The organism is Tahibacter sp. (assembly GCF_032229445.1).
Taxonomy (GTDB): Bacteria; Pseudomonadota; Gammaproteobacteria; order Xanthomonadales; family Rhodanobacteraceae; genus Tahibacter.
This window is the reverse complement of sequence record NZ_JAVTWC010000101.1, coordinates 78346-102287: the sequence shown is the minus strand read 5'-3', so window position 1 is coordinate 102287 and position 23942 is coordinate 78346. Positions and strand designations below refer to the sequence as shown.

The window sequence follows — 23942 nt, the reverse complement described above, 5'->3', positions numbered from 1 at the left end:
CGCGCCTGGCAAAAAAGGCGGCAGCCACGGCGTGTGACGCGTGGCCGCCGCAAAACGCAGCCCCTGTGGTGGGTGCTGCATGCGATGGAACGGCGGCGGTGTCGCAGCGCGGGCGACACCGGTCGCTCGCCCGGCGCTCGATCAGCGACGTGTCTTGAGCGCGTCGGCCTCGACCTTCTTGGCGCCGCGGATGTTGTCGGCGATCTCAATCGCCATCGATCTTTCCTGGCTGGTTTCGACCTGACCGCTGAGCGTGACCACGCCGTTGGTCGTCTTGACGTCGATGTCCTCGTCCATCAGCGGACGCGACAGGGTCAGCGACGATTTCACCTTGGCCGTGACCCAGGTATCGGTGACCGGCTGCTCGGAGCTGCTGCCGCCGCGCTTGGCATCGCCGGCCACGGCAAGCTCGTTGTTCACCTTGCGCACGCCACTGGTATTGCTGGCATAGCGTCCGGCGAGGTCTTTGCCTTCGGCCGTCGGCACCTTGCCGCGCAGCGTGACGATACGGTTGTTCGTATCGACGTTGATGTCCAGGCCGTCGGTATGTTCGCTCCAGAGCAGCTTGCTCTTGACCGTGGCGGTGATGGTGGCGTCTTCGGCCGCCTCGACGAAGCTGCGTTCGCCGGTGGGTCGCGCTTTGGGCGCCCAGTCCGGATCGACCTTGACGTTGTTCACGACCCTCGTGATGCCGCTGACCCCAAGCGCGACCTGCTCGGCCAGATCCTTGTCGATGGATTCATCCACCGTGCCGTTGATCGTCGCGGTTTCACGGTTCACGGCGACGTCAAATTCGAACGGGTTCAGATGTCGGTTCAGCGCGAAGCTGGCCCAGATGCGGCCTTCCTTGTTGGCGTCGCTGAGACTCTGCTCGACCGGCTTGTCGGCGGCGGTGGTCGGCAGCGCGACGGCGCCGCCGAAGGCGAGCAGGGTGGCCAGTGCAAGCGGCTTGATGACGTTCATGGAGATCTCCCAAATCGATGTGGCGGGCTCAGGTGGCCCGAGCAGCCCCATGCAGCAAGCTCTTTGCCATCCACACCACCGGGAGAATTCACCGCATAAACAATCAGCTACCTGACGAGCGTGAGCGCGGGATCGGGCGATCTGCCAGAACCCCTGCGGTGTTCTATGCAAACCGCGGGTTGCCTGCATATCACGCGGACGGCGGCGGCTCAGGTCGCGTTGGCGACACCCACCAGCAAGGCCAGGCCCAGCGCGATGCGGTACCACGCGAATGCGGTGAAGGAGTGGGTGCGGATGTAGCCGAGCAGCCACTTCACCACCACGAACGCAGTGATGCAGGACACCCCGAACGCGATGCCCAACAGGTCCCAGTCCTCGTGGATCTCGCCTTGCTTCAGCGTCTTCATGAGCTCGTAGCCCGAGGCGGCGAACATGGTCGGGATGCCGACGAGGAACGCGAATTCGGTCGCAGCGGCACGGCTCGTGGTCCCGGCCAGCAGCGCGACGAAGATCGTCGCCGCGGAGCGCGATGTGCCGGGAAACACGCCGGCAAGGACCTGCAGCAGCCCCACCAGCGCTGCCGTATGCCAGGCGATGGCGGTGACCTCGGGCTTGTTTGCTACCCAACGTTCGGCCAGCAATATCCAGATGCCGCCGATCACGAGCGCCCAGGCGATGGGCGTGATTTCGCTCGGCAGCTTGAAGCCGAGCTTGGAAACGATGAGTCCCAGCACCGCGGTGATGCCGAAGGCCAGTGCCAATTTTGCAGCATAGTCCCTTTGTTCCTTATCGCCGAAGCCGCTGGCCAGCTGCCACAGGCGCTCGCGGTAGATCAGGCAGACCGCGAGGATCGCGCCGGCCTGGATCGCGATGTTGAACAGGTCCGAGCGCGCGCCGAGCCAGTGCTCGGCGATGAGCAGATGACCGGTGCTGGAAATCGGCAGGAACTCGGTGATGCCCTCGATGATGCCGAGCAGGGTGACGTTGAGGATTTCGTTCATGCGCGTGCGTGCGGTGCGGCGGTCTGGGCGAGGCCGCGTAGCTTAGCGAGTTCCTGCCGGGCGTTGCGCGGCGCCGCCGTTGGGTCGCCTGGAGTAATCTCGCGGTCCCGTCGTGCCTGCCGCACCTACCGGATCGTCCGCCTGATGTCTGACCACAGCGCCGAAGGTCCGCCGCGCGGCACCGTGCTCGTACTCGGTGCGGCCGGCTTCATCGGTGGATTCATCGTCGCCGCACTGCGCAGCGTCGACTGGCAGGTGATTCGCGGCGTGCGTTCGAGGCCGTGCCTCGCCGTCGACGAGCGTGCCTGCGACCTCGCCGCGCTGCAGACGGTGGACGACTGGCTGCCGCTGCTCGAGGGCATCGACGCCGTGGTCAACGCCGCAGGCCTGCTGCGCGACCGCGGACCCGACCGACTTGCCGATATCCACGAGCACGCGCCGCTCGCGCTCGCCCAGGCCTGCGTGCGCCGGGGCATCGCCCGTTTCGTGCAGATCTCCGCACTGGGCGAGCCGGCCGACGGCGAGTTCATCGCCTCCAAGCATCGCTTCGACGACGCGCTGCTGGCCCTGCCGCTGCAGGCCGTGGTGCTGCGGGCGTCGGTGGTCTACTCGACCGCGGGCTCCTACGGCGGCAGCTCGTTGCTGCGTGCGCTGGCCGGATTTCCCGGGTTTCTGCCGCTGCCCGGCGATGGGCGCTGGGGCTTACAGCCGTGTGCGGCCGAGGATATGGCCGAACTGGTGGTGCGCGCGTTAACGGCACCGGCCCGCGGCGTGTTCGAGATCGGCAGCCCTGCGCCGTTGAGCCTGCGCGACTATCAGCGGCATTGGCGGGCATGGTTGCGCGTGCCGGGACGCCGGGTCGTCGGCATCCCCGAGCGCTGCATCGGCATTGCCGTGCGGATTGGCGAATGGGTCGGGCGCGGACCGCTCGGTGCGGCGACCTGGCGGATGCTTCAGCGTGGCGTGGACATTGCGCCAGCGCAGCGGCAGCAGGTCATCGACGCCTTCGGATACGCTCCGCGCGCGTTGCCCGAGGTACTTGCCAGACGACCCAGCCAGGCGCAGGACCGCTGGCATGCGCGGCTCTATCTGCTCGCGCCGGTGCTGCGCCTATCGGTCATCGCGCTCTGGCTGCTCTCCGCATTGGCCGGGTTCATCACACCGGCGGCCGACATCGAACGTCTTGCGGCCGGCAGCTGGCTGGCGCAGACCTGGCCGGTCGCGCTCGCGCGCGTGGCCGGTTGCGTCGACCTGCTGCTGGCGCTGTGGCTGATGAGCGGCCGGCAGCCGCGCCGCGCGACTGTCGTGATGCTGGCTTTGCTGGGCACGTATACGGTGGCGTTCGGCGCGGCACTGCCGGTGCTGTGGCTGGATCCGCTCGGCGGTCTGGCCAAGAATCTCGTGCTGGTGCCGGCGCTGGCCGTGCTCTGGGTGCTCTCGGACAGGAGATGACGTGACGTACTTCTGGGTGAAATGGATACATATCCTGTCCTCCACTGTGTTGCTGGGCACGGGGCTGGGCATCGCGTTCGTCTTCTGGATCGCGCACCGTCGCGGCGATGTGCGCGTGATCGCCGCGACGGCGCAGACGGTCGTTCTCGCCGATGCTTGCTTCACCGCGCCGGCCGTCGTCGTGCAGTTCGTCACCGGTCTGTGGCTGGCCGACCTGATGCAGCTGCCGCTGAGCGTGTTCTGGCTCAAGGCGGCGCTGTTCCTGTTCGTGCTGGTCGGCTGCTGCTGGCTGCCGGTACTGTGGCTGCAACTGCGCGCACGCAATCTCGCGCGCGACGCGGCCGCCCGCGGCACCCCGCTGCCGGTCGCGTATCACCGCGTCATGCGCTGGTGGTTCTGGCTCGGCTGGCCCGCGTTCGCCAGCGTGATCGCGATCTTCTGGCTCATGGTCATGAAGCCGTCCTGACGGCAGCCGCTAAACGCACCTACAACGTGCTTAAATCAGGTATCGCGCACCAAAATCGTGCAGAAGATGCGATTTCCATCGTGCGGGATCCACACAAGTCATTGATATAAAACAAATTGCTGCGATGGCACACACCTTGCCATAGCTTGGTCAATCATCCATCCACCAGAGGCTCTATCCGCATGTCCGCCGACAAGGTTCTCAAGCTCATCAAGGACGACGGCATCGAATTCGTCGATCTGCGTTTCGCCGACATGCGCGGCACCCAGCATCACGTGACCTTCCCGGCGCACGCGATCGACGAAAGCACGTTCGAGGACGGCAAGATGTTCGACGGTTCGTCGATCGCCGGCTGGAAGGGCATCAACGAGTCGGACATGGTGCTGCTGCCGGATGCGGACTCGGCCGTGGTCGATCCGTTCTTCGCGCACAAGACGCTGGCGATCAACTGCGATGTGCTCGAGCCGAGCACCATGCAGGCCTATTCGCGCTGCCCGCGTTCCATCGCCAAGCGCGGCGAGGCGTTCCTGAAATCCACTGGCCTGGCCGACACGGCCTTCTTCGGCCCGGAGCCCGAGTTCTTCATCTTCGACTCGGTGCGCTGGCAGAACGACATGGGCAAGGTGTTCTACGAGATCCAATCGCAAGAAGCGGCGTGGAGTTCGAAGTACCGCTACGAGGAAGGCAATTCGGGCCTGCGTCCCGGCGTGAAGGGCGGTTATTTCCCGCTGCCGCCGGTGGATTCGTTCCAGGACCTGCGCAGCGAGATGTGCCTGGCGCTCGAAGCGCTCGGCCAGGTGGTCGAAGTGCACCATCACGAAGTCGCGAACGCCGGCCAGTGTGAAATCGGCACGCGCTTCAACACGCTGGTGAAGAAGGCCGATGAGCTGGCGCTGCTCAAGTACGTGGTCCGCAACGTCGCGCACAAGAACGGCAAGACCGTGACCTTCATGCCCAAGCCCATCGTCGGCGACAACGGCTCGGGCATGCACGTGCACCAGTCGCTGGCCAAGAGCGGCCAGAACCTGTTCTCCGGCGATCTCTACGGCGGCCTGTCGCAGACCGCGCTGTACTACATCGGCGGCATCTTCAAGCACGCGCGTGCCATCAATGCGTTCACCAACTCCACCACCAACAGCTACAAGCGCCTCGTGCCGGGCTTCGAAGCGCCGGTCATGCTGGCCTATTCCGCGCGCAACCGCTCGGCGAGCTGCCGCATCCCGTTCGTGACCAATCCCAAGGGCCGCCGCATCGAGATCCGCTTCCCGGATCCGATGAACTCGGGCTACCTCGCGTTCACCGCGCTGATGATGGCCGGCCTCGACGGGATCCTGAACAAGATCGACCCGGGCGCGCCGATGGACAAGGACCTCTACGACCTGCCGCCCGAAGAAGAGAAGAACATCCCGACGGTCTGCCACAGCCTGGACCAGGCCCTGGAAGCGCTCGACAAGGACCGCGACTTCCTCAAGGCCGGTGGCGTGTTCTCCGACGACTTCATCGACGCCTACATCGAACTGAAGATGCAGGAAGTCACCAAGTTCCGCGCGTCGACGCATCCGCTGGAATATCAGATGTACTACGCGATCTGAGGGCAGGAAAGACGGCGAAAAGAGAGAGAAGTGAGTCAAGCGGCGGCGTCGCTGCGGCCACTCGGTCTTGCCGCATTGCGGACGAAAACGTAGAGCCCGGCCCTCTCATCTGTCGGGTGTTCGACACAGCCTTCCGCGAAGTGTTCGCGGAAGGCGCTTGAGACGGTGAGGGCCTTCGATGCGGAATTCGCACGGCGGGCGGACGCAAAAAAATAAATAGAAAAACATACAACTAGAAACATCGCCGCGCGGACGCGCGGCTGTTCGGGGAAGGGCGGTGCGCGGGCTTTCGCGAGGCCTCGCGCGCCGGCCGCAGGATGCGGCGATACGGTCGGTCTTCGCCGCGAGCCAGGCGAGGGCGGAACCAAGGGGCGACACAGCCTCGGATACCCGGAGTGGAGCGGCAGGGACTGCCACCGTTGCGCCTGTGTGCGCGGCGGCCACCAACTCACCGAACGGGATCACCTTCATGCCTCGCTCTCCTGCCACGTTTCGCGTGGACGCCATCCTTGCGTCCGCGATCCTCCTCGCCGCCGGCTGCGCGCACGCCGGCACCAGCGGCACGCTCGCCCTGACCAGCGACTACCTGTTCCGCGGCCTGTCCCAGACCAACCAGGAGCCCGCCTTGCAGGGCGGCGCCGAATACGCTCACGACGGCGGCTTCTATGCCGGTATCTGGGGCAGCAACATCAGCTGGCTGTCGGACTATTCCAGCGCGTCCCTGCCGATCAGCAGCAGCGTCGAACTTGACGGCTACGCCGGCTGGCGCGTCCCACTCAGCGATTCGCTGAAGCTCGACGCCGGGGTCTACACCTACTACTACCCGGGCACCTATCCCCAGGGTTTCGTGCGCCCGTACACCACGGAAGCGTATGTCGGCCTGCTGTGGGGACCGGGTTCGCTGAAGTACTACCACGCCGTCACGAACCTGTTCGGTTTCGCCGACTCCGACGGTTCGGGCTATCTCGACGCCAGCGTCAACTACGAATTCAGCCCGGGCTGGGTCTTCAACGGCCACGCCGGCCGGCAGCGCGTCAAAGGTACCTCTGTTGCTTCGTATACCGACTGGAAGCTCGGCCTCACGCGCAACTTCGACGGCGGCTGGTCGCTGGCTGCCGCGTACGCGGACACCAATGCGGAGCGCAGCGTCTACACCAATGCCTTCGGCAACTTCCTCGGACGCTCGACCGGCACCTTGACCCTCACCAAAGCCTTCTAGCCAGGGAGTTCCGATGAAACTGATCGTTGCCATCATCCGGCCGTTCAAGCTCGACGACGTCCGCGAAGCGCTGTCCGAAGCCGGCGTCAGCGGCATCACCGTCACCGAGGTCAAGGGCTATGGCCGGCAGAAAGGCCATACAGAACTTTATCGCGGCGCCGAATACGTCGTCGACTTCGTGCCCAAGATCCGCATCGAGGCGGCCGTGCCCGACAGCCTCGAAGACATCGCGATCGAGGCGATCACCACCGCCGCGCGCACCGACAAGATCGGCGACGGCAAGATCTTCGTGCTCGAACTGCAGCATGCCGTGCGCATCCGCACCGGCGAATCCGACGACGACGCGCTCTAGCCAACCGGGGGAAACCATGACTTCGATACGTGATTTGCGCAAAGCGACGCTGCACGTCGCTGCCGGCTTGCTGCTGGGATGCTTCGCGACCGACCTGTTCGCTCAGGCCGCGCCCGTGCCGAACAAGGGCGACACGGCCTGGCTGCTGGTCTGCGCCGCGATCGTGATCTTCATGACCTTGCCGGGTCTGGGGCTGTTCTACGGCGGCCTCGTGCGGTCCAAGAACATGCTCTCGGTACTGATGCAGTGCGTGCTCGTGTTTGCCGTCGTCGCGGTGCTGTGGACCCTGTACGGCTATAGCCTCGCGTTCACGCCGGGCAATGCGTTCTTCGGCGGCTGGGACCGGCTGTTCATGAAGGGGCTGACGCCCGAGGCGAATGCCGCGACGTTCTCCAAGGGCGTCGTCGTGCCGGAGCTGGGCTATTTCGCGTTCCAGGCGGCGTTCGCCTGCATCACCTGCGCACTCGTGGTCGGCGCGTTCGCCGAGCGCATGCGCCTCTCGGCGGTGCTGCTGTTCACGATCATCTGGTTCACCTTTAGCTATGTACCTATTGCGCACATGGTCTGGTTCTGGCCGGGTCCGGATGCGTTCACCGACCAGGCCGCGGGCGACGCGGCGACCGCCGCTTCGGGTTTCCTGTTCAAGCGAGGCGCGCTGGACTTCGCCGGCGGCACCGTGGTGCACATCAACGCGGCGGTGGCGGGGCTCATCGGCGCGTGGATGGTCGGCAAGCGACTGGGCCACGGTCACGAAGCGATGCGGCCGCACAACCTCGCACTGACGATGACGGGTGCGGCCATCCTCTGGGTCGGCTGGTTCGGCTTCAACGCGGGCTCTGCGCTGGAAGCCAACGGCTCGGCCGCGCTGGCCTTCGTCAACACGCTGATCGCGCCATGCGCGGCGATCCTGGCCTGGACCCTCGGCGAATGGATCGGCAAGGGCAAGCCGTCGATGCTCGGTGCAGCCTCCGGTGCGGTCGCCGGCCTGGTCGGCATCACGCCGGCGGCGGGCTTCGTCGGCCTCGGCGGCGCGCTGGTCATCGGCTTCGCCGCGGGCCTGGCCTGCCTCTGGGGCGTGACCGGGCTGAAGAAGCTGCTCAAGGCCGACGACGCACTCGACGTATTCGGCGTGCACGGTGTCGGCGGCATCGTCGGTGCGCTGCTGACCGGCGTGTTCGCATCACCCTCGCTCGGCGGCACCGGCATCTACGACTACGTGGCGAACAAGGTTGCCGAGAACTACTCGATCGGCAGCCAGTTGCTGGTGCAGGGCACCGGCATTCTCGTGACCGTCGTCTGGTCCGGCATCGTGGCTTTCGTCGCGTTCAAGCTCGCCGACCTGCTGCTGGGCCTGCGCGTGCCGGCGGACGAGGAGCGCGAAGGTCTCGACATCAGTTCGCACGGGGAGTCGGCTTACGATCGGTGAAGTTGGCGGGAATCGGGAATGGAGAATCGGGAATCGTACCAGCGGAGCCGGCACCGTGAGGCGGTGCTCGCTTCCCGATTCCTGTCTCCCGATTCCCCCTACAGCGGCACCCGCCGCAGCATGATCGGAGCGAGTTTCACGCCATCGCGCAGCGCTTCGGTCTTGTCGTCCCATTTCCAGATCTGGCTGTTGGCGATGTAGACGAAGCCGTCGGGTGCGACGGCGCCGGTGGTCGGTTCGTTGAGGTCGACGATGGCCGATTCCAGTGTCTCGACGCGCGTGATCTGGCGGCCGTCGGCCGACAGGCGCGCGCGTACGACGCGGCCGGCGCCGAAGCCGTTCTGCACGCCGATCAGGTGACTGTCGTGCAGGTACAGCCCATCGTTGCCGCCGATGGCGCTGCCGCTGGGGCCTTGCAGCAGCTGGGCCTGGCCGCTGCGCAGATCGACGCGGCTGATGCCGTTGTAGACGGCCACGAAGATCGCGTCGTGTTCGTCGTCGCAGGCCATGCCGTTCGCGGCGACGGCGTGGCCGGGTTGCTGCCAGAGGCTCAACGCGGTGTCCTGCGCCGTTGCGCGGAAGATCCGGCTCTGGTCGCTGTCGCTCGCGAAGACACGGCCGTCGCGCATCAGGCACAGATCGTTGAGGAACACCGCCTCCGGCGCGGGCAGGCGCGCGAGTTCCCGGCCGTCGTCCAGTGCAATGCGGACCACGAAGGGTCTGGCCGTGCCGGCTTCGCGCTGGCGCGTCGTCGGATTCACCGCCGCGAACAGCGAATTGCCGTCGGCGGAGACCGTCATGCCGAGCACGACGACCGGCTCGTCCACCGACCACAATGGCGCCACGCGGCCCTGCCGGTCGACGGCGTGGATGCGTGGCGCGTTGAGCGCGCCGATCAGGAAGCGGTCGCGTTTTGCGTCGTAGGCCAGCCCCTCCGGGACGAGACCAGGTACATTGACGAGGAGCGCGCGCTGGCCACGCTCGCGCCGCTGCTGCTGGCGCTGCAGCTTGAGCTTGATCGCGCGGAACTCGTCGCGCTCCTGCAGGCCGGGAAAATCGCGCGGATTCACGCCCAGATCCCAGCCGCGCTTGTGCAGCAGCGCGAGCCACTGCAGTGCCTCGTCGTCGAGGCCGTCCTCGGCGCAGAAGCGTGCCAGCAGGTAGGCGAGGTAGTGCGACTGCGGCTGTTCCGCATAGCGCTGGCCCAGCGCGGCGATGGCGTCGGCGTGCTGTATCGCGGTTTGCGCACGTAGCACCGAGGCGGCACCGAACGTACTGAGCAGCAGCAGGAACAATCTCGACAGCACGCCGTACTCCCGGTGGCCGCGACGAGGAGGACGCGGAAGCCGCAAACCTAGCCGCTACGGCAGGCATTGCTCAAGCGTAGATGTTGCCGCGAATGCGGCTCGCCGCCCGCTTTGCGGCGGCGCCTGGGCGGGCGTCGGCAGGCAAAGGCAGGCCAGGACACCGGGACGAGCGCGTGCCTGGCCCGTTCGCGCGCGGCGGCGTCCCGATGTCATTGCCGTCCCGGCGTCACTGCGCCGTCGCGAGCACGAAGTTGTCGAATGCCGCGCTGGTACCGGCCATCTTCTCGCCGATGACGAGCAGGCCGCTCTTGCCGGCGGTGAAGTCGCTGTCCTTGGCCTGCAGGCTGGCGTCGTCGCGGGCCTTCAGGCGCAGCGTGTCGCCGTTGCATTCCACCGAGAGGCGCGTGTCGACGCTACCGGCCATGATGCTCTTGACCTTGCCTTGCGCGAGCGGCGTGACCTTGCCGTCCTTGACCTTGACGATCATGAGCGCCGCGTCGCCGCGTGCGATGAAGCCGTAGAAATTCTGATGATCCTGGAAGCGGCAGGCGAGGCCGCCGGCGCCCGCGCCGATGCCGGCGTAGAGGAACATATCGGACTCCACGCGCACATCGCCGCCGTCGGCCTGGCGCGGCGCAGGCACGAAGCCGAAGGCGTTGTCGTGCACCGGCGTCATCTGGTACTGGCCGCTGTCGGTGTAGACGGCAAAACCGAGATCCGAATCGCGCGTCGCGGCCTTGTTCTGCCAGCCGCTGGCGCTGTCGGAAAAATTGTCGCGCACGATATCGGCGGCCAGCGCCGGCATGCCGAGGGCGCCCAGGGCGAGAAGAACGGAATACTTGAGAGTGCGCATGGTTCTGCTCCATCGACGGCACCGCGCCGTCCTTGCAGTGCTGTACGCATAAATGCGGGCTTTTCTCCGCGCACCGCGCCGCTGCGGGCGACGGCCGCCTTTCCGACGGCGTCACGAACCCGCGACGGCTGCCCGCCCGCGCCGACCGCATCCCGGCTTATCCTTGCGACCCATGGACGACTACGCCGACATCACGGGCTGGATCCGCCACTGGCAGGACGGCGATGCGCAGGCGCGCGACCGCGTCTTCGCGCGGCTCTACAGCGAGCTCAAGCGCCTGGCAGCCGTGGTCCTGCGCAGCGAAGCCGGCCATGACACGCTGCAGCCGACCGCGCTGCTCAACGACGCGCTGATCAAACTGATCGAGGCACGCCAGGCACCGGCCGCCGAGGACCGCGGCCATTTCGCCCGGATCGTGGCGCGCGCGATGCGCCAGATCCTCGTCGACCGTGCGCGGCGCAAGCTCGCCGACAAGCGCGGCGCGGGGATCGTCCCCGAGTCGCTCGATGCCGGCATCGACATTCCGGTCATGGCCAATCCGGCCGAACTGGTCGCACTCGATGACGCGCTCGCGACCCTGGCCACGCTCGATGCGCGCGCCGCCGCCGTCGTCGAGCTGCGGGTGTTCGCCGGGCTGACGATCGACGAAACCGCGCAGGCGATGAATATCAGTCCGTCGTCGGTCAATCGCGAATGGGCACATGCCTGTGCGTGGCTCAAGACCGACGTGTTCGCGCAGGTCAAATAGGAGTTCAGGGCAGGCGGGTCGACTGTCGCTCCCACGACCGACACCAGATCTCCACAACCCGGGCCAGCGCTGCGCTCCGGTCGCCAGGTTCGTCGGGCGCTCAGAGTGATCAGAACCTGCTGTTCTGAGCGACCACCCAAGGGGCTCAAAAGGCGATGGCTCGTTCGACGAAGAGTTTCACGCACCGCGCACGACCGACGCGGAGAAAACCTGTTCGGATCGCGTACTGCGCATCGTGCGGATCGCGCACGTTCGAACGGGATCGCCATGGTCCGACGTATCTTCAGCACGCTCGTCGCGGTGTTCCTGCTCACGGCGCTCCACGCATTGCGCGCTGCGCCGCCGCTGGACGGAACGCTGAGCTGGCACGGTCAGGGTGCCTTGCGCATCGGCATGAGCCGGCGCGCGTTCCATGCGGCCGGGTTCGCGTTGATGCCGCACGCCGCGGGGACGGCCCAGGATCCGTTGGCCGAGTCGTTCGATTGGCGCGGCTGCGTCGAGCTGCCGCTGCGTGGCGCGCCGCGGTGGCAGGCCATGTTCGAGGATGGACTGCTCGTGCGGCTCGTCGTGACCGACCCTTCCGTGATGACTCGCGCCGGCGTGGCCGTCGGCTTCGACGAGGCACAGGTGCATAGTGCCTATGCGCGCATGCTCGATGCGGCAGGGCAGAAATACGACGAACGCCGGCGCAACCTTCGGCTGGCCTCGCGCGACGGTCGCTACGGCTTCGTGTTCGCGATAGAGGGCGGCAAGGTCGTGGAGATCCGCGCGGGCTTTGCCGACGCGGTCTCCCACGACAGCGGATGCCCGTGCTGACGCTGTGTGCGACAGGCGGAGGAAACACCGGGCGACTGCGTACTGCCCGGTGCGCGGCTGGCGCGCGAACCCGATGGCTACCATGTTTCCACGAATCCACCACTGTCTGGCGACACTCGCGCTGGGCACCGTTTCCCTGCTCGCTCATGCGCATGACGGCCCGCTCGATCACTTCTTCGGCGACGGCGGCATGCGCAACTACGGCTTCCAGTCGTACAACGGCAGCGGCCGTAACGACAAGGCCGCGGCCGTCGCCTGTCCCGGACCGGGCGGCACGCTCGTCGTAACCGGCGAGGCCTCGGATGCGACCCGCCTCGTCACGATGCGGCTGATGCCCAACGGCGACTACGACACCCGCTACGGCGCCGGCGGTCGCGTCAGCGTCGAGTTCGCGATGACGCAGGAGCCTTATTCGGCCGGGCTCTGCCTGCCGGACAGCAAGGTCCTGCTCGCGCGGCGTGTGCGCATCGGCGCAACGGGCGAGATGAGCGTCCAGCTCGTACGCATCGACGCGACCACCGGCCGGCTCGATACGCGTTTCGGCCAGGGCGGCGCGACGTTTCTCGATCTCGACAGCTGGCAGGACGGCCTGCAACAGGTGGAAGCGCCGCTCGCGCTGACCGCGCTCGACGGCGGGGACGTACTGCTGACTGGACACGTCGGCATGGCCGACCGCTTCGTTGCCTTCGCCGCGCGCGTGCGCGACGACGGCCATGTTCCGGTGGCGCGGGTCTATGTCGATGCGCCGCAGCGCGCGACCGCGAACACGATCATGACGGCGGTGCTCGCCAGCGACGGTCACATCTGGGGTGTGATCGAAGGGCGGCAGCCCGGCAGCACGCGTGTGACGCCATTCCGCGTGCGTCTGGATCGCATGACGCTGGCCTGGCTCGACGTGCCCGACCCGCTGCCGAACACCGAGGGCAACCACATCTACGGCGGACGCGGTGTGCGCGTGCGCGAGAATGTCCTCGCGGTGCCGATGATCCAGCGCATCGCCGGCTCGCTGCCGTGGCGGTATTCGCCTGGCATCATGATTTACCGCGCCGAAGGTAAGATCTATCTGCCGCTGCCCGAGCCCGCCGTGGCCGGCGAGGTACAGACGATTTCCGATGCGTTCGCCGTGCAGTCCGCGCTGGCCCTGCCGGGCGGGCGCGTGCTCGTCGCGTTCGCGACCAAACGTCCCGGCGAGAACACCTCGCGCGGCATGCATCTGGCCATGGTGCAGGTCGGCGCGACGATCGGCAGCGATGCACTCGACAAGACTTTCGGTGTCGGCGGTGCGCAGACCGCGGTGTTCCGGCCCGTCGGCAGCGGTTGCCCGATGACGACCGTCGCGCAGGATTTTTCCGGGCTGGCGTACTGGAACGGTGCGCCGACCCTCGTCGGCAACGTGGATTCGAGCTGCAACAACAACGGCGGCGGCGTCGACTATCTCGTCGCACGGCTCCAGGCCGACCGCGTCTTCGACAGTGCCAGCGAATAATCGTCGCGGAGAAAACGGCGCGCGAGCACGTACTGCAACGGGCGCGGCTCGCGCGCATCACTTCGGAACCGCATCCATGCGATTTTTGATCTCGATCCTGTTTGGGGCCCTGCTGTGCGCCGACACGGCCACGGCCCAAGACGGTCCGCTGGACCCGCGCTTCGGCGACGGCGGCATGCGCAACTACGGCTTCCAGTCCTACAACGGCAGCGGCCGTTCCGATCGTGCGGCGGCGGCCTGTCCCGGCCCGAACGGCACGCTGCTCGTCGTCGGCGAAGCCTCCGATGCAAGCCGCATCGTAACGGTGCGGCTGCTGCCCAACGGCGACTACGACAGCAGCTTCGGCGCTGGCGGCCGCGCGACGCTGGAACTGCCGATGACGCAGGAGCCCAACATGGCCGGGCTATGCCAGCCCGACGGCAAGATCGTGCTCGCGCGCCGCATCCGCGTCGACCCAAACGATGTGAACAGCGAAACGAACATCCAGCTGCTGCGGATTCACGCGCACGACGGCCAGCTCGACACCACGTTCGGCCAGAACGGCTTGTCGCTGCTCGACCTGGATGCCTGGCAGTCCGGACTCAGCCGGCGCGAGGATCCTTATGCTCTCATGCCGCTTGATCGAGGCGAGGTGCTGCTGCTCGGCCAGGTCGGCGTAGCCAGCGATATGCGCGGCTTTGCCGCGCTTATTGGCGCCGACGGCAGCGTGCCACGCGCACGCGTTTACAACGACGTCGTTGGCTGGCCTGCCATCGAAACGCTGATGACCGCGGCTCCTGCGAGCGATGGCACGATCTGGGCCATCGCCGAAGGCAACTATCCGCGCATCGGGCGCATATCGCCTTTTCGCATGCGCCTGCAACGCGAGACCCTGGACCGGATCGACATGCCCGATCCCGTGCAGAACGAGAATTACGAAATCTACGCCGGCGTCGGCATGCGCGTACGTGACGACGTGCTGGCGGTGCCGATGCTGGTGAAAAACGCAAGCTCCAGGCCGACGAGTTACTCGCCGGCGCTCGGGATCTACCGCGCCGGCGGCAAGGTCATCCTGTGGCTGCCGAGACCGCAGTACTATGGCGAGCGGTTGTCGCTTGCGCGTGCCTTGGCGCAGCAGCACGTCACGCTGCTGCCGGGTAACCGTGTGTTCTACGCTGCGACGCTGGCCCGTGCGGGTTCGGGCAGTTACGGTGTGCATACCGGCCTGGTCGAGATCGGCGCGGCGATTGGCCAGGATCGTATCGACAACTCATTGGGCCTGGGCGGCGAACAGTCGGTGAGTTTCTTGCCCGTCGGCGGCAGCTGCACGCGCACGCTGGTTTCCCAGTGGCTGGCAGGGGTGACCACGTGGGCCGGGCTGCCGGTGTTCGTCGGCGCGGTCGATATGACCTGCACCGATCCGGCCGTGCGCAACGACTACCTCGTCGGCCGCGTACTTGTCGATCGCATCTTCGTCGACGGCTTCCGCTGAGCCGCGGAGAAAACGGCGCGCGCCTGCGTACTGCTACGGGCGCGACTTCCGCGTCTGCCGGTTCCCCGATCATGCTTTCACGTCTTCGCAACTGTCTGGCCGCACTGATGCTCGCCGGTGCGGCTTTCCCGGCCGCCGCGCACGACGGCCCGCTCGATCTGCGCTTCGGCGACGGCGGCATGCGCAACTACAGTTTCCAGTCGGTCAACGGCAGCGGTCGCACCGATCGTGCCGCGGTAGCGTGCGCCGGGCCCGACGGCACGCTGGTCGTGACCGGCATTGCGTCGGAGGCGCAGCGCATCGTCACGATGCGCCTGCTGCCCGACGGGGCCTACGATCCGGCCTTCGGCGGCGGCGATGGCCGTGAGAGCTTCGCCCTGCCGGCCACCCCCGAGTATTTCACCGCGGGACTGTGTCTGCCCGAAGCCAGGATATTGCTGGCGCGGCGCGTACGGGTCGATGAATCCGGCGAAATGAACATCCAGCTGTTGCGTATCGACGCCAATACCGGCCTGCTCGACCCGGCGTTCGGCCAGAACGGCGTAGTCATGCTGGATCTGGATACCTGGCAGGGCGGGCTGGGAAGAACTGAATCGCCATACGCACTCGTCGCTCTTGACGGCGGCGAGGTGCTGCTGACGGGGCACGCCTCGTTGCCTGATCGCATCGTCGCGTTCGCCGCGCTCGTCACTACCGCCGGACAGATCCCGGTGGCCCGCGTCTACGTGGATGCGCCCGATCGCGAGACCGCGGCGACGTTCATGACCGCGATGCTCGCGAGCGACGGCAACATCTGGGGCGTCATCGAAGGCAAGCAGCGGCGCAGCGACCGCGTCACGCCGTTTCGCGTGCGCTTCGATCGTCGCACGCTGGAATGGTTGGACGTGCCCGATGCCCTGCCCGGCACGACGGGCGACCAGGTCTATGGCGGCGTCGGCACGCGGGTGCGCGAGGACGTGCTCGCCGTGCCGCTGCTTCAGCACGTGGCCGGTACGACGCCGCCGCAGTCGCTGCCGGGTCTTATGATTTACCGTGCCGGCGGCAAGGTCTTCCTGCCGTTGCCGCCGCCGAACCTGCCGGGCGAGTCGCTGAACTTTCCACTTACCTACGGCACGCAATCGGCGACGCTGCTGCCCGGTGGTCGGGTGCTTTTCGCGGCCGCGGTGGGTCACCCCGGTGATAACGCGCCACGCGGTATGCACTTGGCCGTCGTGCAGGTTGGTACGTCGATCGGCAGTGACCGGGTCGACACGAGTTTCGGCGTCAACGGCGCACAGACGGCGGCATTCCGTCCGATCGGTGGCAGCTGCACGAACGTGCTGGCCGCTCAGCGGTTTTCCGCGGGCACGGTATGGGCTGGCCAGCCCGTGCTCGTCGGCGATGTGGATTCGGGCTGCAACAACGACGGCGGCGGCATCGACTATCTCGTCGCACGGATCGCGGTCGACCGCATCTTCGCCAATGGCCTGGATTGAGTGGGCGCGGCGGAGAAAACGCCGCGTCGCCGCGTACTGCTACGGGCGCGGCTCGCGCGCTAATCTCGGAGGCAACGTCCATGTTTCCACGAACCTACCCGTGGCTGGCCGCGCTCGCGCTCGGCGGCGCTGCTGCGCTGGCCGGTGCGCATGAAGGGCCGCTCGACACCCGCTTCGGCGACGGCGGCATGCGTCACTATGGTTTCCAGTCGGTCGCCGGCGGCAACATGGATCGCGCGATCGTCGCATGCTCGGCCGCGAACGGCACGCTGACCGTCGTAGGCCGTGCCTCGTCGGACCGCCGCATCGTGACGATGCGGCTGCTGAGGGACGGCAGCCTCGACACGAATTTCAGCGACGACGGCAAGGAGAGTTTCGACCTGCCGGGCAGCGTCGCGCACTTCGTGCCCGGGTTGTGCCAGACCGACGGGCACATGGTCGTCGCGCGGCCGCTGACCGCGCCCGACGGCGAGCAGAATGTGCAGATCTTCCGTGTGCTCAAGCAGACCGGACTGCCCGATCCGGGCTTCGGCAGCGGCGGTGTCGTGGTCGTTGATCTGGACCAGTGGATTCCCGGTCTCGGCAGCGAAGAAATGCCGCTCGGCGTCAACGCGTTGCCGAATGGCGATATCGCGGTCAGCGGACGCACGACACGGGCCGCCGGCGGCGAGCGCGGTTTCGTCATTCTGCTGGCGGCCGACGGCCAGATTCGCCGGGTCGCGGTGCTCGACAATGTCCGATCGCGAACCGCGATGACGACGGTCGAAGCACCCGACGGCCGGCTTTGGGTGTTCGGGCAGAACGGCCGCGTCGCCGGCGCGTACCGCGCGACGCTCAACCGCGAAACGCTGGCCTGGGAGACGGTGCTCGAACAGCTCCCGCTGCCCGGCGAGACGATCTGGGTCGGAGCCGGACGCGCCGTCGACGCGCAGACCGTCGTGCTCGCCGTCAGCGCGGGACCGTCACCGGCATACGACGGGCGGCCTGAACTCGTCATCTTTCGTGCCGACACCGTTTCCGTGCTCGCGCTGCCGCCGGCGCAACTTGACGGCGACTCGCTATGGATCACGTCACGCTGGGGCGACCACGGCGTGACCGTGCTGCCGCAACGCCGCGTGCTCTATGCGGCGCCGGCACGACAGCTGGGCACCGGCGGCGGCGTCGGCGTGCATTTCGCGATGGCTGAAATCGGCAGTACCGCCGGCGGTGACCGCGTCGAGTCGTCGTTTGGCATCAATGGGGCCCAGACCGCCGCATTCCGGCCGGACAATGGCAACTGTGTCGGGGCAGAGCACCGCTTGGGCCGGCTGACGCTATGGGGAACCGAGCCGGTTTTCGTCGGCTCGGTCAACGCCAATTGCATCGTCGGCGGTGCAGGCGATGACTATCTCGTTGCGCGGATCGAGGTCGATCCGATATTCGCCGACGGATTCGATTGAGCCGACCCGCCGGTGCCGAACGCGTCGAGCAGGAAGTCGATGAACACGCGTGCGCGCAGCGGCATGTGCCGCCCGCCCGCGTAGATCAGCGAGAACGGTCGCGAACGTCCGCCGAACTCTCCGAGCACCTCGACCAGTCCTCCGCGTGCGAGATCGTCCTCGACGATGAAGCGGTAGGTCTGCAGCAGTCCGCCGCCGTGTCGTGCGAGGGTTACGGCGGCTAGCAGATGCTCGGTACAGGCGATGCTGCCGTCGGTTGCGACGTCCACTTCGCGGCCGTGGTCGAGGAACAACCACGGTATCGGCTGGCCGTTGCGCGGCAGCAGGAACTGCAGGCATTCGTGGCGGCCGAGATCGGCGAGCTGCTGCGGCGTGCCGGCGCGGGCGAGGTAGTCCGGTGTGGCGACGACGACGAGTCCGGCGTCGATGAGCCGCCGCGCGATGAAACCGGAATCGGGCGGATGGCGCCCGCGCACCACGACGTCGTAACCGTCCGCGGCGAGGTCGACGTTGCGGTCGCTCAGATGGACTTCCAGCCGTATCTGCGGGTAGCGCGCACGGAACGCTGGCAACAGCGGCAGGATGCGGCAGTGTCCTAGCGGTGTCGGCAGACTGATGCGCAGCGTGCCAGCCGGTACCTGCTGCTGGCCGCCGAGTTCACGTTCCGCCTCGACGAGCTGGTTCAGTGCGCCGCGGCAGTGCTGGAAATAGGCGCGGCCCGCATCGGTCAGGCGCACCTGACGCGTGGTGCGGGTGAACAGGCGCACGCCGAGACGCAGTTCCAGCCGGCGGATAGCGCGGCTCACGCCCGGCGGGGTCAGGCCAGCGGCCGTGGCGGCGGCCGTGAAGCTCGCATGCTCGGCACTGAGGCAGAACAGTTCGATGCTGCCGAGCAACAGATCGTCGAAGTGGCGGCCCATTGATTACGTCACGTAATGAATGAAGTGAATGATGCCGTAGTTATGGCATCGCTGATGCCGGTTTACGCTGGGTTTCCCCAATCACCGGAGCCCTCCCCATGCCGTCCTGGACCGATACCGCCTTCTCGCGCCGCCTGGGCCTTGGCGTGCCCATCGTGCAGGGGCCATTCGGCGGCGGGCTTTCCGCCGTGGATCTGGCCGTGGCCGTTTCCGACGCGGGCGGCCTGGGCTCGTTTGGCGTGCACCACCTGGACGGTGCGGGCATCACCGCTGTGGCCGCGGCGATCCGTGCGCGTACCGCGCGGCCGTTCAACCTCAATCTCTGGATCCCCTTCGAAGGCAGCGACGACATCCGCGGCGACGACGCGGCATTCGACGCCTGGCTCGATCCGCTGCGCGGCTATTTCGCCGAGCTCGGCGTCGAGCTGCCGCAACGGCCGGAACGCTATTCGCCGCCGTTCGCCGAGCAGATCGAGGCGCTGCTCGAGGCACGGCCCGCGGTGTTCAGCTTCGTCTACGGCATACCGGCCGCCGATGTGCTCGCGCGGTGCCGCGAGCGCGGCATCGTGACGCTAGGTGCGGCCACGACGACCGCGGAAGCCGTCGCGCTCGCCGCGGCCGGCGTCGACGCCGTGGTCGCCACCGGTTTCGAGGCCGGCGGGCACCGCGTGTCCTTCCTGCGGACGGCCGAGGAATCCCTGACTGGTTCGCTGGCCCTGCTGCCGCAAGTTGCCGATGCGGTCCGCATCCCGGTCGTGGCCGCGGGCGGCATTGCCGACGGCCGCGGGATAGCCGCGGCGCTCGCGCTCGGTGCGCAGGCGGTGCAGATCGGCACCGGCTTCCTGGCCTGCCGCGAATCCGGTACGCACGACGCCCATCGCCGCGCCCTGCTCGGTCCGGACGCCGGCGACACCGGCCTGACGCGCGCGTTCAGCGGCCGCCTCGCGCGCGGGCTGCGCAACCGGTTCATGCGCGAGATCGGCTCGGGTGCGGTCGCGCCGTACCCGGTGCAGGGCTGGCTGAGCGGCCGCCTGCGCGCGGCGGCCATCGCGCAGGGCCGGCTCGATGTGATGTCGCTGTGGTGTGGACAGTCCGCGCCGTTGCTGGCGAACGCGAGCGGCGTACCGGGCACGATCCCGGCCGCCGCCGACTATCTGCACCGGCTGGTGGAGCAGACGGCACGGGTCCTCGCGCGCTTCGGCGCCTGAGTCGCGCACTGCGCTGGCGTCGGCGGACTGTTGTTCTGGCGTCGCAGGCCGTTTTCCCGCCTGTGCTGTTCATTTCCCACGAAGCAACAACGTCACACTTGCCGCGCCGCGCCAATTACGCATAAGTTCTGCCCTTGGCGGTTCGTATCGGCGCGCCAGCAGCGCACGCAGCGGGAACACGCAGCGGTGACGGACGAGCCGGGAGGGAGGGGGAGCATGGCGCACGAGGGCAGTCTGGTCTGTGTCGGCCTGGGCATGACGCTGGGCTCGCACCTGAGTCCGCTTGCACGCAGTCATATCGAACACGCCGATGTCGTATTCGCCGGCGTCTCCGACGGCATCGTCGAGCTCTGGCTACAGGGCATGCACCCGGATGTGCGCAGCCTGCAGCCCCACTACCGCGAAGGCATGTCGCGCCTGCGCACCTACGAGCAGATGGTCGACGTGATGCTGGCCGAGGTGCGCGCCGGCAAGAAAGTCGTCGGGGCGTTCTACGGCCACCCGGGCGTGTTCGCGCTGCCGCCGCACCGGGCCATCGCCCAGGCGCGGGCCGAGGGCTATGCCGCGCACATGGATCCCGGCATCTCCGCCGAGGACTGTCTCTACGCCGACCTCGGCATCGATCCCGGGCGCGTCGGCTGTCAGCACTTCGAAGCCAGCCAGCTCATGTTCTACCGGCGCCGCATCGATACGTCGGCTTATCTCGTGCTGTGGCAGGTCGGTATCGCCGGCGACCAGTCGCTGGCGCGCTTCTCCACGCCGGGTGTCTATCGGGAGGTGCTGGTCGACGTGCTCGCCCAGGACTATCCGCGCGACCACGCCGCCATCATCTACAAGGTGGCGACCCTGCCGATCCACGCGCCGCGCATCGAGCACACCACGCTGGCCGGGCTGGTCGCCGCGGACATCGACCTGCACGCCACCGTGGTGCTGCCGCCGGCGCGGGAGCTCGAACCCAATCCAGAGGTGCGGGCGCGGCTCAGTGCTCTGGACCGGGCCGTCGGCTACGCATGATGAACGCTACCTCTCCCCCTGCATTTGTAACCGGCCGACTTCGCGTGAGGGCGCTGGGCGCGGACGACGAGAGACTTTACTGCGACCTCTATACCGACCCGCGTCTGATGCGCCACATTGGCCCGGTTCTTGAGGACGAGCACGTCCGCCGGAGCTTCCGCGCCGCCCTCGCCGCCGTCACACGCCGCCCGCCGCGCCATATCTATTTCGGCCTGCAGCGGGTCAGCGACGGGGCCTCGATCGGTGTTTGCGCGCTGCGGGATATCGATCCCGCCGGACAGTACGCCGAGATTGGACTGATGCTGCGTCGGGAAGCCCATGCGACCGGGCTGGCCCGTGAGGGGCTGGATGCGGTGACCACATGGGCTTTCTCCGCATTGCGCCTGGATCGCATCTACGGCCGTACCGATCCGTCCAATCATGCCGCATGCCGCATGGCATGCCGCGCCGGTTTTTCGTTGGTAGCGGGTGATGTCGGAGGAACTACGGCATCGTCCCGTCTGTTCGTGCGTCATAGACCAGTTCCGGTCCCCAGCACCAACCACTGAAGGAATAACCATGTTCAACGTCTTGAAATTTCTCGAGCGCGCAGGTGGCGACAGTCGGCTTCGCAACGCTTCGACGAGCGAACTGAGTGCAGCCTTGCAACACCAGTCACTCGATGCGGAGCTGCGCGAAGCCTTAGTCGCCCGTGACCAGAAGCGCCTGGAGCAACTGCTCGGAGCGCGTACGAATGTCGTGTGCGGTATGGCGCCGGCCGAAGATGACGCGCCCAGCAAGAAGGAGGAGGAAGAAGAGATCCGCTCCGCCCAGGACATGCAGGCTCGTGCCGCCTAGCTGGCAAACCTTCGCCGACGCGTTCGCTGGCTGGATCCGGTCAAGCGTTCGCGTCGGCTTTGCGCTTCTGGCGATACTTTGCGTCGTCGAATGCGTGGCCGCCGCTGAGGACGGCGAAGTCGATCGGCAACTGCTTGTCGCGGATGCGCTCAAGAGCTCGAACTATCCCGAGTTCGTCAGCATGCTGGAGTCGATCGAACAGAAAAAAAAATTGCTGACGCCCCCGCAGCTGCAGTATTTCCACTATTTGCGCGGCTGGGAGCGGGGATACGCTGGCGACTACGACGCGGCCATTCCCCTCTACAAGTCGGTGATTGCCGATTCGGTGGATCAGGTCCTGCGCTTCCGAGCAACCGCGAGCCTGGTGAGCAACCTCAGCATCGCGGGGCGCTATCTCGAGGCCTACACGCATCTGGATCTGCTGACTGAGCAGTTGCCCAAAACTACCGACCTCCTGGCCCGAGAACAGGGCTTGCACGCCGCAGCACTACTGCACAACCAGGCCGGCCAATATGAACTGGGTCTGGACTTGAGCGCAAAGTTGCTACAGGAGCGCATGGGGCTGCGCGGCGAATGCATCGCCCGCGAGTTGCGCGTCGAGTCGCTGTACAAGCTGGAAAGGCTCGACCCTGACGGCGACGACGTCAGTCTGGCGCTGGATATCTGCGGCCGCCAGAAAGAAATCGTATTTGCCAATATCGTGCGCAGTTTCCAGGCGCACGCCTATATCGACAAGGCACGCTACGAGGAAGCCATAGGCCTGCTTCTGCAGCACTACGACGAGGTCCAGCGAACGCGCTATCTGCGCGTGATATCCGAGTTCGACATCCTGCTCGCGGAAGCGTACTGGCATCTTGGCGATGCGGGGAAAGCGCGCAGCTATGCGCTCCGTGCCATCGAAAAACGTGTGCCCAACGAGGTGACCGAATCGCTGGTAGCCGCCTACCGGCTGCTCTACCGCATCGCCGATCGACAGGGCGACGCCAAGACCGCACTGAGCTATCACGAGAAGTTTGCCGAGGCAGACCGCCAGAACGTCGATGACGTGACGACGCGCTCGCTGGCGTACCAGATGGCCCGGCATCAGGCACTCTCGACCAAGCTCGAGATCGATGCGCTCAACAAGCAAAATCAGGTCCTGCAGCTGCAGCGGGATCTCGGTTCGAAGGCAGCTGAAACGAGTCGACTGTATATCGCGATGCTGATGGCAGGCCTTCTGGTCGTTTTTCTCTGGGCCTTCTACACGAAGCGGCGCCAGGTACATTTCCGAACATTGTCCGAACGCGACGGACTGACAAACATCGCCAACCGCCCGCATTTCCTCGCGCTGTCGCTAAGGGCACTGGACGAGTGCCAGCGCAACGGACAGGAAGCCGTCGCCATTCTGTTCGATCTCGATCATTTCAAGATAATCAATGATCTTCACGGCCACGCTGCCGGTGATCACGTGCTGCGCAAGATCGCTGCCGTCTGCACTACGTATCTGCGGCCCAACCAGCATTTCGGCCGGATCGGCGGCGAGGAGTTTGCGATACTCCTTGCCGGGTACAACCAGGAACGCGCGCTGCTCCTAGCCGAACAGCTGCGTGCTGCCATTGCCTCTGCCAACGCCGACGGCGCGCTCGGGAATTTCGCGGTATCGGCAAGTTTCGGCATCAGTTCGACCAGAACAGGCGGCTACGAACTGCACCACCTGCTGGCGTGCGCGGATACGGCGCTCTACAGCGCCAAGCTGCGCGGCCGTGACCGCATCGCCAGCTTCGAGCCCCCACAGCCTTCGCCCAACATGTCGCTGGCGGATGCCGCGAGCTTCGGTGCGAGATAGGACTGGCCAAATGAGACGGGCCATCGATTGAGCGGTGCTCACAACTGGACAGGGGTTTTTTATGGTGGAGGA

Annotated in this window: 22 protein-coding genes; 17 read left to right on the top strand and 5 right to left on the bottom strand. The window is 66.7% G+C overall.

Going from position 1 to position 23942, the window contains the following annotated elements; translation table 11 throughout:
• Positions 1-141: 141 nt before the first annotated feature.
• Together RUU78_RS17365 and RUU78_RS17360 are read right to left on the bottom strand one after the other, a co-directional pair.
• The gene (locus RUU78_RS17365; RefSeq protein WP_313918724.1) at positions 142-963 is read right to left on the bottom strand and encodes a BON domain-containing protein; all 822 of its coding nucleotides are present in this window, start codon (positions 961-963) and stop codon (positions 142-144) included.
• Between the two features lie 209 nt (positions 964-1172).
• The gene (locus tag RUU78_RS17360) at positions 1173-1964 is read right to left on the bottom strand and encodes an undecaprenyl-diphosphate phosphatase (protein WP_313918723.1); all 792 of its coding nucleotides are present in this window, start codon (positions 1962-1964) and stop codon (positions 1173-1175) included.
• Between the two features lie 144 nt (positions 1965-2108).
• Here RUU78_RS17360 and RUU78_RS17355 point away from each other — a divergent pair, with 144 nt between their 5' ends.
• The 6 genes from RUU78_RS17355 (at position 2109) to amt (ending at position 8471) form a co-directional block, all read left to right on the top strand.
• Positions 2109-3416 carry an SDR family oxidoreductase gene (locus RUU78_RS17355; protein WP_313918722.1) on the top strand — a complete coding sequence of 436 codons (1308 nt, stop codon included), beginning with the start codon at positions 2109-2111 and terminating at the stop codon, positions 3414-3416.
• Between the two features lies 1 nt (position 3417).
• Positions 3418-3882 carry a DUF2269 domain-containing protein gene (locus tag RUU78_RS17350; RefSeq protein WP_313918721.1) on the top strand — a complete coding sequence of 155 codons (465 nt, stop codon included), beginning with the start codon at positions 3418-3420 and terminating at the stop codon, positions 3880-3882.
• 182 nt (positions 3883-4064) lie between these two features.
• Positions 4065-5474, top strand: a complete 1410-nt coding sequence (glnA, locus tag RUU78_RS17345; RefSeq protein ID WP_313918720.1) for a type I glutamate--ammonia ligase — start codon at positions 4065-4067, stop codon at positions 5472-5474.
• A gap of 469 nt (positions 5475-5943) precedes the next feature.
• A complete protein-coding gene (locus tag RUU78_RS17340) occupies positions 5944-6693 on the top strand; it encodes a TorF family putative porin (protein ID WP_313918719.1) in 750 nt (249 codons plus the stop codon).
• A gap of 13 nt (positions 6694-6706) precedes the next feature.
• The gene (locus RUU78_RS17335; protein WP_313918718.1) at positions 6707-7045 is read left to right on the top strand and encodes a P-II family nitrogen regulator; all 339 of its coding nucleotides are present in this window, start codon (positions 6707-6709) and stop codon (positions 7043-7045) included.
• Between the two features lie 16 nt (positions 7046-7061).
• A complete protein-coding gene (gene amt / locus RUU78_RS17330) occupies positions 7062-8471 on the top strand; it encodes an ammonium transporter (protein WP_313918717.1) in 1410 nt (469 codons plus the stop codon).
• A 98-nt stretch (positions 8472-8569) separates the two neighbouring features.
• On the opposite strand, the gene RUU78_RS17325 is transcribed toward amt, so the two are convergent.
• Together RUU78_RS17325 and RUU78_RS17320 are read right to left on the bottom strand one after the other, a co-directional pair.
• Positions 8570-9778, bottom strand: a complete 1209-nt coding sequence (locus RUU78_RS17325; RefSeq protein WP_313918716.1) for a hypothetical protein — start codon at positions 9776-9778, stop codon at positions 8570-8572.
• 226 nt (positions 9779-10004) lie between these two features.
• A complete protein-coding gene (locus RUU78_RS17320) occupies positions 10005-10631 on the bottom strand; it encodes a hypothetical protein (protein WP_313918715.1) in 627 nt (208 codons plus the stop codon).
• A gap of 172 nt (positions 10632-10803) precedes the next feature.
• On the opposite strand from RUU78_RS17320, the gene RUU78_RS17315 reads away from it, so the two are divergent.
• From RUU78_RS17315 to RUU78_RS17290, 6 genes are all read left to right on the top strand, one after another.
• Positions 10804-11379, top strand: a complete 576-nt coding sequence (locus RUU78_RS17315) for an ECF-type sigma factor (RefSeq protein WP_313918714.1) — start codon at positions 10804-10806, stop codon at positions 11377-11379.
• 267 nt (positions 11380-11646) lie between these two features.
• Positions 11647-12195 carry a hypothetical protein gene (locus RUU78_RS17310; protein WP_313918713.1) on the top strand — a complete coding sequence of 183 codons (549 nt, stop codon included), beginning with the start codon at positions 11647-11649 and terminating at the stop codon, positions 12193-12195.
• Positions 12196-12277: 82 nt separating this feature from the next.
• On the top strand, positions 12278-13681 hold the full coding sequence (locus tag RUU78_RS17305) for a hypothetical protein (RefSeq protein ID WP_313918712.1): 1404 nt from the start codon (positions 12278-12280) through the stop codon (positions 13679-13681).
• Positions 13682-13757: 76 nt separating this feature from the next.
• Positions 13758-15152, top strand: coding sequence for a hypothetical protein (locus RUU78_RS17300; protein WP_313918711.1), 1395 nt, complete (start codon positions 13758-13760; stop codon positions 15150-15152).
• 71 nt (positions 15153-15223) lie between these two features.
• Positions 15224-16627, top strand: coding sequence for a hypothetical protein (locus RUU78_RS17295; RefSeq protein WP_313918710.1), 1404 nt, complete (start codon positions 15224-15226; stop codon positions 16625-16627).
• 80 nt (positions 16628-16707) lie between these two features.
• Entirely contained in the window at positions 16708-18066 is a 1359-nt protein-coding gene (locus RUU78_RS17290) for a hypothetical protein (RefSeq protein WP_313918709.1), read from the top strand.
• On the opposite strand, the gene RUU78_RS17285 is transcribed toward RUU78_RS17290, so the two are convergent.
• Positions 18012-18986 (bottom strand): LysR substrate-binding domain-containing protein, encoded by a 975-nt coding sequence (locus RUU78_RS17285; protein WP_313918708.1) that lies wholly within the window; start codon positions 18984-18986, stop codon positions 18012-18014. The two genes, RUU78_RS17290 and RUU78_RS17285, sit on opposite strands and share 55 nt — an antisense overlap.
• A 98-nt stretch (positions 18987-19084) precedes the next feature.
• Here RUU78_RS17285 and RUU78_RS17280 point away from each other — a divergent pair, with 98 nt between their 5' ends.
• The 5 genes from RUU78_RS17280 to RUU78_RS17260 all read left to right on the top strand — a co-directional run bounded on the left by RUU78_RS17280 (position 19085) and on the right by RUU78_RS17260 (position 23870).
• A complete protein-coding gene (locus RUU78_RS17280) occupies positions 19085-20194 on the top strand; it encodes a nitronate monooxygenase (protein WP_313918707.1) in 1110 nt (369 codons plus the stop codon).
• A gap of 216 nt (positions 20195-20410) precedes the next feature.
• On the top strand, positions 20411-21208 hold the full coding sequence (locus RUU78_RS17275) for an SAM-dependent methyltransferase (RefSeq protein WP_313918706.1): 798 nt from the start codon (positions 20411-20413) through the stop codon (positions 21206-21208).
• A gap of 44 nt (positions 21209-21252) precedes the next feature.
• Positions 21253-21756: a GNAT family N-acetyltransferase gene (locus tag RUU78_RS17270; RefSeq protein ID WP_313918705.1), complete on the top strand. Its 504-nt coding sequence runs from the start codon at positions 21253-21255 to the stop codon at positions 21754-21756.
• A 10-nt stretch (positions 21757-21766) separates the two neighbouring features.
• Positions 21767-22045 carry a hypothetical protein gene (locus tag RUU78_RS17265; RefSeq protein WP_313918704.1) on the top strand — a complete coding sequence of 93 codons (279 nt, stop codon included), beginning with the start codon at positions 21767-21769 and terminating at the stop codon, positions 22043-22045.
• Between the two features lie 94 nt (positions 22046-22139).
• Positions 22140-23870, top strand: a complete 1731-nt coding sequence (locus RUU78_RS17260) for a GGDEF domain-containing protein (RefSeq protein WP_313918703.1) — start codon at positions 22140-22142, stop codon at positions 23868-23870.
• Positions 23871-23942: the final 72 nt, after the last annotated feature.